The following is a 10342-nucleotide window of genomic DNA, read 5'->3' as shown; positions in this document are numbered from 1 at the left end:
CGTGTTTACCTGCCAAAACTCATGCTATAACGTCTAAAAAGTGCTGAAAGACTAAAAGGTACTTTTTGTCCTGGCCGAGGAGTTTCATGGTACGGATTCTTTCCCTCCTGTTGCTTGTCCTGCTGGCGCGTCCTCTTTGGGCGGCGGAGCCGCGTGACGTTATTGTCGGCGTTTACGATTACCCACCTCTGCTAAGTATTAAGGATGGCCGTGCCAGCGGCTTTGTTATCGATATCCTGCAGTCCATTGCCCGGGAAAAAAATTGGCGCATCGCATATCGCTCCGGCACCCTCTATGAATTGCGCAAGGCGCTGCAAAGTAACGAAATTGATATTTTGCCGGGCGTCGTGCGTAACACGAACGGTGAGGAGCATCACTATGTGGATGTACCGTTACTGCAGGACTGGGGTGAACTCTATGTCGCTCCCGGCAAGGTTCCGGCCAACTCAATTACTGAGCTCAACCATCGCAGAATAGGTCGTCTGAATACCGAGAAATTTGGTCAGCTGGCGCAGCTACAGCTCGGTATGGCGGGTATGGAAATACAATGGCAGGATTTCCCGACCTATCCTGCGCTGGTTGCTGCTCTGCTGGCGGGGCAGGTTGACTCCATTCTGATTTCGCATCTTTACGGGAATTATCAGGCCAGTTTTTATGACCTGATTCCTTCTCCGCTGCTGCTTACACCTCAAGCCAGAACGCTGGAGCTGAGCGATGATGCTTCGGTGCTGAAACCCGGTCTTGAGCAAATTCTTCTGCGCTACAAGTCCAATCAGTCCTCCATTTATTACCGCACAATGGATCGTTATCTGGGCACCAGCTTTGAAGAGCGCATGCAGTCTGCCTCGATCGTATTTATCGTGGTGGCTGTCATTCTACTGCTGGTGGGTTTGATCCTGCTTAGTCGCTATCTGAATCACCTGGTCTTCAAGCGTACAGAGCAGTTGGCAGATACCAACGATCGGTTATCCGAAATGAATCGGAATCTGGATGTGATGGTTCGCTCTCGCACATTGGCGCTGGAGAACAGTAACTCGGCATTAATGGACTCTCGCCTGAAGCTGGAGGATAACCTGAACCAGCTGCAGGACATGCAACAGCAGCTCGTTGAAGCGGAGAAAATGTCCGCATTGGGTGGTCTGGTCGCAGGGGTCGCTCATGAGATCAACACGCCGTTGGGGATTGCCGTCACCAGTGCTTCATTACTGGATGAGCAACTGGCGTTTCTCGATAAGAGCTATCGTGCAGGGGAAATGGCGCGAAGTGATCTTGAGGAGTTTTTGGAAACCACGCGTGAGAGTGTGCAGATCCTGAATGGCAATCTCAGTCGTGCTGCTGATTTAGTGCAGAGTTTTAAGCGAATGGCAGTGGATCAATCCGTCCATGAACTGCGACAGATGGTGTTGGGTGAGTACCTTAATGAGCTGCTGTTGACCCTCAAACCTAATCTTCGAAAGCACCAGGTAGAGGTGAAGTTGACTGGAAATTTACAATTGGCATGTACTACATTTCCAGGACCCATGGCGCAAATCATTACTAATCTGGTAATGAATGTCCTCTTGCATGCATTTACTGAGAACCAGCAGCAACGGCAAATTACGCTGGAGATCAGTGAGGTTGAGTCACCCGAGGCGCAGCGGGAGATCATGCTGGTGTTTTCCGATAATGGTCGTGGTGTTGATGTAGAGGCGCTACCGAGACTTTTTGAGCCTTTTTATACCACCCGTCGGGGTGATGGCGGCACCGGGCTAGGTTTGCATCTGGTCTATAATTTAGTAACTCAAAGCCTGAAAGGGCGAATTTACGCACAGTCTGCACCCAATGAAGGGCTGACCCTGGTCATGTGCTTTCCTGATCAGGGCGTTAGTTAGCTGGAGATTTTTCATGTTGGATGACCTTTTTGCACCTGAGCGCCACAGGCCGGAATCGACGCGTCCGCCGTGGTATGTGCTGGTCGTCGATGATGAGCCTGAGGTACACCAGATTACCCAGCTGGCGCTTAAACACTTCAATTTTGATGGCCGTCCACTGGTATTTTTAAATGCCTATTCCGGCTCTGAGGCTCGCAAACTCCTGCGTGAGCGTCATCGTGATATTGCCATGGCGCTACTTGATGTGGTGATGGAGTCAGATGATGCTGGCCTGGCATTGGTCGACTATATTCGCAGCGAGCTCAATAACCACTTCATGCGCCTGGTGTTACGCACCGGGCAGCCTGGTCAGGCGCCTGAGCAGCGCGTCATCGTTGATTACGACATTAACGACTACAAAGCTAAAACCGAACTTACCGCCCAGAAACTGTCGACCTTGATGTATGCCAGCCTTCGCAGTTACCGGGACATCATGACCATTGATGGCAATCGTCGTGGGTTGGTGCAGGTGATTGAAGCCTCTGCCAATATTTTTCAGCGCCAATCCTTAATGACTCTGCTTGAAGGCGTGGTCGAGCAGCTCACCGGACTTCTGCATCTCGATAAAGGTGTGCTGATTCGTGTGCACCGGCAATATCTGGCGCTTGCAAAAGATGAAGGGCTGGAAGTCCTGGTCGCTATTGATGCCAATCGCCGTACTACGATGAATGACTCAGAAGCGCTGTCCTTTACCGACAGAACCCTGATTATGCAGGCGATGGCCATGGAGCAGCATCTGTTTACGCAGGAAACCGCAGTGCTGGTATGTCATCACGGTCATGATCAGGCGCTGGTTTTCTATCTGGAAGGCGGCGGCCTGATCAGCCAGCTGGATCGTAATCTGCTTGAGCTGTTCATGACCAATGTGGCAATTGCCTTTGATAACCTTCGTCTGCGTGATGAGGTGGAGGAAACCCAGCGCGAGATTGTGTATCTGCTGGGGGAAACGGTGGAGTCGCGCAGCCATGAGACCGGCCAGCATGTGAAGCGGGTGGCAGAATATTGCTACATTCTGGCCAAGGCCTATGGGTTGAGTGAAGAGCAGGCGCAGACTCTGCGTTATGCCGCACCCTTACATGACTTGGGAAAAATCAGCGTGCCTGATCACATTCTTTATAAGGAGGGTGTACATACCGATCAGGAGCGTGAGGTCATGCGAGCGCATTCCTCTCAGGGGTACGAGCTTCTAAGGCACTCACAGCGACCAATTCTTAATGCCGCGGCAGTGATTGCCCTTGAGCATCATGAAAAGTGGGATGGCTCAGGTTATCCATCTGGAAAGCGTGGTGAGGAAATTCATCTGTATGCCCGCATTGTTGCGCTGGCGGATGTGTTTGATGCTGTGTGTTCGCCGCGTTGCTATAAGGAGCCCTGGTCACTGGAGAAAACCCTGGCCCATATTGAAAGCGAAAAGGGCAAGCACTTTGATCCGGAGCTGGTGGCGGTGTTTATGCAGCAGATCGATGCTTTGGAGGCTGTTCGTCTGCATTATCTGGATGAAGAATCCTCTTCTCAGGATCTGAAACATTAATTCAGAGCCTGAAATATTAAGGCCTGTTGTTTTTCTTACGGGCGAAAGGATAAAAAAATCCCCTGTCATTTGGCAGGGGATTTTTTATTAGACCGCTGACCTAACGCCGCTTAAAGCGCCAGAGTCACGGCAATGAGTCCGACAAATGACATGATGATAGTGTAGGGCAGGGCCATCAGCACCATGCGGCCATAGGAAAGCCTTACCAGCGGAGCAACCGCTGAGGTCAGCAGGAACAGAAATGCCGCCTGACCGTTGGGCGTTGCAACGCTTGGGATGTTGGTGCCGGTGTTGATCGCCACGGCAAGCTTGTTGAAATGCTCGACGGTGATTTCTCCTGCCTGCAATGCAGCCTGAACTTCATTGATATAGACCGTGGCAACGAAGACGTTATCACTGATGGCAGACAGTACGCCGTTGGCAATGAAGAAAATGGCTGGCTGGGCCACCGGATCCTGCAGCAGCACCCAGTGAATAATGGGTTGGAACAGATGCTGGTCATGGATCATCGCCACGATAGAGAAAAACACTACCAGCAATGCGGTGAAGGGCATGGCTTCTTCAAAGGCATGGCCAATCTGGTGCTCATCTGTTACGCCATTAAACGCGGTCAACAGGATAATCACCATCAGACCGATCAGGCCAACTTCTGCCATATGGAATGCCAGACCGAGAATCAGCAGAACGCCAACAACACACTGAATGATCAGAATAATGCGCTCACGATCCGTGCGTTTGGCATCTTCGATGGCGGCAAACTCTTTCAGAATCAGACGCACACTATCAGGCAGGCGGTCGCCGTAGCCAAAGATACGAAACTTCTCCAGGAACAGGCAGGTGACCAGTCCGGCTACCAGAACCGGCATGGTAATCGGAGCCATGTGGACGAAGAACTCAATAAAGTGCCAGCCGGCCTTATCGGCGATCAGCAGGTTTTGAGGCTCACCTACCAGCGTACATACGCCACCTAATGCCGTACCAATAGCGCCATGCATAAGCAGGCTGCGCAGGAAACCACGAAATTTATCCAGGTCGGTCTGATGGGTATCGCCCACGCTGACATCATCAGAGTGATCGTGATCATCAGGGTGATGCAGCACTTTGCCAGAGGCAACCCGGTGATAGACCGCGTAAAAGCCAACGCAAACACTGATCAGAACCGCAGTGACTGTAAGCGCATCGAGAAAGGCTGAAAGAAAAGCAGAGGAAAGCGAGAAGAGCAGGGCAAGCTTGGTCTTGGATTTCACCCCGAGCAGTATTCGGGTGAAAACGGTCAACAGCATGCTCTTCATAAAGTAGATGCCAGCCACCATAAACATCAGCAGCAGGATAACAGCGAGGTTATTACTGACCTCATGGTAAACCGCATCCGGGCTGGTTAGGCCAATAGCAACGGCTTCCAATGCCAGAAGACCTCCTGGCTGCAGTGGATAGCACTTGAGTGCCAGAGCCAAAGTGAAGATAAATTCAAAAATCAGAATCCAGCCGGTGACGACGGGTCCGACGCTCATCAGCAAGATCGGGTTAGCGATCAGAAATGCGATGACAGTTTTTTTGTACCAAATGGGGGAGTTCCCCAGGAAGTTTCTGAAAAAAGCCTGGCTTAGATTTCCGGCCATGATCCAATCCTATGTACTCTCAACGTTGCTCGATTCCCATGCAGTTTGAGACACAGCGTGTCTGTCTCCGCGATCATGGATTCATTTGGGTTATTCTACTGTCCAAACACCGGCATAGCTGAGATGTTATCGGCGATGCGTAATGGGTGCCCTAAGTGTAGATGACGGGATCAGGACAGCTAGGGTCTTTTTGTCGTAATGATTCTGGTTATACAAACAACGGTAATCGCGTCCGTTTTGTCATAAGCCCTTTTTGTCATAAAGAATAGGTATCTGCAATGAATTTTGACATTGTTCCTGTGAATGGAGAACCCGGCGGCAATGACCAACTACTGCTCATGTATGACGGTCAGGTTTGGGTAACCTCAGCGGGGCAATGGCTGCTTTCCTGGGACAGACTGGCGGAAATAGTCAGTGATTCTGTCTTTCATCCAGTGGGCGAGATGACCCTGGATTCCGGTGATCGCTTCAAGCTCTGGACGGCGGAGGTTGAACACCTCGATAGCTATACGCTAGTAGGGCTTCGAGCAGCGTTATTGGATGCCGGAGCTGATAATTTTGTAGTGCTTGCCCGTGCGGCGGAGCTTAATACCTGGTGGCGTGACCATCGTTTCTGTGGCCGCTGTGGTCATAAGACTGAGCCATTGCAAGGCGAGGTCGCTCAGGTGTGCCCAGCATGTCATCATCGTGCTTATCCGCGTTTATCACCCTGCATTATTGTGCTGGTACGCCAGGGGGAGCGTGCCTTGCTGGCCAAGGCACCGCATTTTCCTGCCGGACGTTACTCAACGCTTGCCGGCTTTATTGAAGCGGGTGAAACCGCCGAGCAGGCGGTACATCGTGAGGTTTTTGAGGAAACCGCTATCCGCGTTAAAAACGTGCGTTATGTCAGTAGTCAGTCCTGGCCATTTCCCCATTCACTCATGCTGGGTTTTGAGGCTGAGTATGAGAGTGGCGATATTCTGTGTCAGCCCGGCGAAATCGAGGATGCGCGCTGGTGGTCAGCCGATGAGTTACCGGATATGCCGCCTTCCGTTTCTATCGCCCGTGAGCTGATTGATCGCTGGCTGGCACAAGTCTCCCGCTAAAAGCAATGACAATGCTGGTAGGCTTTTACTCTGCCTTGCTATGATGCGCGACAGCGTGCGATTTATAAGGAGTTTTCATGTTGGAATTTCTGGCCAATTACGGGCTGTTTCTGGCCAAAAGCCTCACCCTGATCGTGTTGATCATCGGCGGATTACTCATGCTGATAGTTGCCGGTAAAGGGGGCAAGGAGCGTAAAGAGGGGCATCTGGAAGTTCGTCATATGAACGAATGGCTGGATGAGATGAAAGACTCTCTTAAGCACGAAATCTGGGATAAGCAGCTACTGAAAAAAGAGCTGAAAGAAAAGAAAAAAGAAGAGAAGCGTAAGGCGAAAGAAAGCAAAAAAGCTGACCCTGAAGAGACAGTAGAAAAAGGTCGGATTTATGTGTTGGATTTCGACGGCGATATTAAGGCTTCGGGTGTTGAACATCTGCGCGAGGAAATCACCGCGATTCTGACGCTGGTGAATCCTGAAAAAGATGAAGTGATGCTTCGCCTTGAAAGCCCTGGCGGTATGGTTCACGGCTATGGCCTGGCAGCATCTCAACTGGAGCGAATCCGTAGTGCGGGTGTTCGCCTGACGGTCTGTGTTGACAAGGTCGCCGCCAGCGGTGGTTATATGATGGCTTGTATCGCGGACCGCATCATTGCCGCTCCCTTTGCGGTGATGGGCTCTATTGGTGTGGTTGCTCAGGTGCCTAACATTCACCGTCTGCTCAAGAAAAACGATGTTGATGTCGAAATTCTTACGGCCGGTGAGTACAAGCGAACCCTGACCATGCTGGGCGAGAACACCGACAAGGCACGCGAGAAGTTCAAGCATGATCTTGAAGAGACTCACACCTTGTTTAAGGATATGGTGAGTAGCTACCGCACCGAGATGGACATTGCCAAGGTGGCGACCGGCGAGGTTTGGTATGGCAAACAGGCTATCGACATCGGCATGGTTGATGAGCTTATGACCAGTGATCAATGGATCATGCAGGCCTGTGAGCGCGCAGATGTATACTGGATGCACTATGCTGCCAGAAAAGGTCTGCAAGAACGAATTGGTAATATCTTTGGCGCAATCAGTACCCAGACACTCGATAAAGTGGATCAGTGGCTCAATTCAAGCCGTTTCCATCGTTAAGCTGGGTGCAGGCGTGTCAGCCTGAGGTGAAGGAAACGGAAGTATGTTGCGTCTTCGACTGACACGCTTTGAGATGAGCTTATTGGGAGTAGGGGTGTTGGCACTGGCACTGCTCTCCCTGTACGTCATTGTTTCCTATTCCTCCCTTCATAAAGAGCGCGAAGCTCACTTCGCCGCTGAGGTTAATCGCCTCGAACTGATTCTCCCTCCCTTGATTGCCCAACCGCTGGCGGCGGGCGATACCCTCAAGCTTCGTGAGCTTTTATTACCGCTGGTGCAAAAGCAGGATTCGGGTATTCGTACGCTGAATATTGTCAGCACCTACGGCCGTGAAATTTTGAGCCTTGGCGATCTGTCATCCAGTCATTATCTGCGTGATGACGAGCTTGAACTGGCGGCGGATGATCCTTCTTTGTACTGGGGTAAAGTCGATATTGTGGATCAGGGCAAGCGTCTTGGGACCATTAATATCGGTATGGAAACTCAGGCCATTATTGAGACCAATAACTGGCTTCGGGGTAGTTATTTACTACTTGGCCTCCTGGCGTTGCTGCTCGGTCCTTTATTGCTGCGGATCTGGCGCACACTGGTTCGCCAGGAACAGGAGCATACGCTGGCGGTTATCACCGGTGCGGAAGACCCCAGCGGCTTTAGTATTCAACCTAAAGGCAACTATCTGATTTCCGGTGAGCGTCTGCTGACGCTGGTAGAGCTTAGTAAGCGTCTACAGAACCGCCTGGAGGATTACTTCGAAACAACGACTGAAGCCATGTTTGTTCTTGATACTGCGGGCTACTGCCAGCGTTCGAATCAGGCAGGCAGACAGTTGGTTGGGATCGAAAACAGTGAGCTTCTGCGCACACAATCTCTGACACAATGGTTATCGCCCCGAGAAGGTCATTATTTTGATGAGGGCTTCCTGCAGCGCGATATCCATGATGCGCTGGTTCGAGGTGAATCTTTCCGTTATGACGAGCTGCTTTTGCATGTCGGTCGCGGAAAACCCCGGGTCGTTGCCTGTCATTATCAGCCATTTGATGTGGTGACTTCATCGGAAGCCGGCATTCTTTGTTGCCGCGATATCACAGAGCAGCTGGAAACCCGAGAGCGTTTGAGCCTGACAGCGCAGGTATTTGAAAGTACGCAGGAAGGCATCATGATCACCGACGTACAAAGTCGCGTATTGGCGGTCAACAAGGCTTTCACTGATATTACCGGTTACTCCTCAGATGAGATCGAAGGGCTTTTCCCCGGCGGCTTGTTCCCGGATGTGCTGAGTTCAGGCATTCACGGCCAGGATTTTTACCGTGAAATGTGGGATTCACTCACCAGTAAAGGCAGCTGGCAAGGCCAGATCTGGAACCAGAACAAGGACGGCAGACTGTTCCCAGAGTGGCTGTCGATCAGTGAAATTCGTAATCACCGTGATGAAGTCACGAACTACATTGCGGTTTTCAGTGATGTCTCGGTGCTGATTAATCAGGAAACTGAAATCGGGAACCAGAACCGATTGCTGCGGAACATTCTCGATAATCTCAATGACGGTGTGCTGGTACTTGATCTCAACGGCAAGATTCTTCAGGCCAACCTTCATGTCTACCGGGTGCTGGGACTTTCTCCAGATGCCGAGAGTATTCATCAATGGAAAAGCGGGCGCTTTATCGTTGAGAACGGGGAGCGTTATGATGAGGGCGAGCCTATCATTCAGGCACTGCAGGAGCATGTGATCTGGGATAAGGAATACCGTCTCGAACGTCAGGGCCACACTTCCTATATTTCGATTAACGCCAAACCTCTCTATAGCAATAGTGGCGGCCATATAGGGGCGCTGGTGGTTTTACGTGATATCAGCCAGACCAAGCAGGCTCACGCGAAACTGTTACAAGCGGTGCTTGAAGCGGAACAGGCAAACCAGGCGAAATCCGACTTCCTTGCCAGCATGAGCCATGAAATCAGAACGCCGATGAACGGTATTATCGGTGTGGCCGATATTCTTGCGGATGCGGAGCTTGGTGAGGATGAAGAGCAGCTGGTCGATATCATCCGCTCTTCTGGCGAGCTGTTATTGTCAATTGTGAATGACGTGTTGGACTTCTCCAAACTGGATGCTGGCAAGCTGCAACTGGCGCAGGAATCTTTCAACATCGGTGAGCTTATGGCTTCCTCTGTTCAGGTTATCAAGGGGCAAGCCAATCAGAAAGGCCTCGAATGCGAGATGATTCTTCATCAGTGTGGTGAGGACTGGGTGATTGGAGACTTGCAGCGTTGTCGACAGATTCTCGTGAACCTGCTGGGTAACGCCGTCAAGTTTACCGAGAAAGGCCATGTTCGTGTGGGCGTTATGCAGATGCGTAAGCTGGGTCAGGTGGCCTGGTATCGTTTCAATGTTGAAGACTCAGGCATAGGTATTGATCCTGCGTTCAAACCTTCGCTCTTCACCCGCTTTGCTCAGGCGGATACCTCAACGACTCGTCGCTACGGTGGCACAGGTCTGGGGCTTGCGATCTGTCGACGTCTTGTCAGTCAGATGGGCGGTTATATTGATGTCGATAGTGTGCCGGGCGAGGGCAGTAATTTCTGGTTTGAAATCCCGCTACCGGTGAAAGAAACCCACCAGAGCAAACTGCTGACTCCTGAGGATAATTCGGGTTTCCAACATGCCTATCGCATTCTGGTTGCTGAGGATAATCAGGTTAACCAGGCGGTCATTCTGCGTATGCTGGAGAAGATGAAGCTTCAGGCGGATATGGTCGATAACGGTGATGCTGCAGTGACTGCCTGGAAAAACACGGACTATGATCTGATTCTGATGGACTGGCGAATGCCGGTGATGGATGGTCTCACCGCCACGCGTACTATTCGCGAGCAGGAAACCGAAGGGGCACGTACAACGATTATTGCCCTTACTGCCAATAGCTCGGTTGAGGACCGGCAAGTCTGTATTGAAGCCGGTATGGATGATTTCCTGCCCAAGCCAGTCAAGTATGACCAGTTGCGGGATGTACTCGCGCGGCACCTTGAGCGTGCTGCTACTTCCCGAACCTGACATAGATAACGCTCT

General features: G+C 51.3%; 6 protein-coding genes. 5 read left to right on the top strand and 1 reads right to left on the bottom strand.

Features of this window, described 5'->3' with window-relative positions:
* Positions 1-86 precede the first annotated feature (86 nt).
* Positions 87-1871, top strand: a complete 1785-nt coding sequence (locus tag ACKC9G_RS06900; RefSeq protein WP_411404205.1) for an ATP-binding protein — start codon at positions 87-89, stop codon at positions 1869-1871.
* A 13-nt stretch (positions 1872-1884) separates the two neighbouring features.
* Positions 1885-3441, top strand: a complete 1557-nt coding sequence (locus tag ACKC9G_RS06895; RefSeq protein ID WP_411404204.1) for a DUF3369 domain-containing protein — start codon at positions 1885-1887, stop codon at positions 3439-3441.
* Between the two features lie 110 nt (positions 3442-3551).
* Here ACKC9G_RS06895 and nhaB read toward each other — a convergent pair whose 3' ends face one another.
* Positions 3552-5060 carry a sodium/proton antiporter NhaB gene (gene nhaB / locus ACKC9G_RS06890; RefSeq protein ID WP_411404203.1) on the bottom strand — a complete coding sequence of 503 codons (1509 nt, stop codon included), beginning with the start codon at positions 5058-5060 and terminating at the stop codon, positions 3552-3554.
* Positions 5061-5338: 278 nt separating this feature from the next.
* Between nhaB and nudC the strand changes: the two genes are divergently transcribed.
* From nudC to ACKC9G_RS06875, 3 genes are all read left to right on the top strand, one after another.
* Positions 5339-6148 carry an NAD(+) diphosphatase gene (gene nudC, locus ACKC9G_RS06885; protein WP_411404202.1) on the top strand — a complete coding sequence of 270 codons (810 nt, stop codon included), beginning with the start codon at positions 5339-5341 and terminating at the stop codon, positions 6146-6148.
* Positions 6149-6225: 77 nt separating this feature from the next.
* Positions 6226-7281 carry a protease SohB gene (gene sohB, locus ACKC9G_RS06880; RefSeq protein ID WP_411404201.1) on the top strand — a complete coding sequence of 352 codons (1056 nt, stop codon included), beginning with the start codon at positions 6226-6228 and terminating at the stop codon, positions 7279-7281.
* Between the two features lie 43 nt (positions 7282-7324).
* Positions 7325-10327, top strand: a complete 3003-nt coding sequence (locus ACKC9G_RS06875; RefSeq protein ID WP_411404200.1) for a PAS domain S-box protein — start codon at positions 7325-7327, stop codon at positions 10325-10327.
* Positions 10328-10342 lie beyond the last annotated feature (15 nt).

It is taken from the genome of Pokkaliibacter sp. CJK22405 (genome assembly GCF_046614695.1).
GTDB lineage: Bacteria > Pseudomonadota > Gammaproteobacteria > Pseudomonadales > Balneatricaceae > Pokkaliibacter.
The sequence above is the reverse complement of the archived record's forward strand: the minus strand, read 5'-3'. Positions and strand labels throughout refer to the sequence as shown.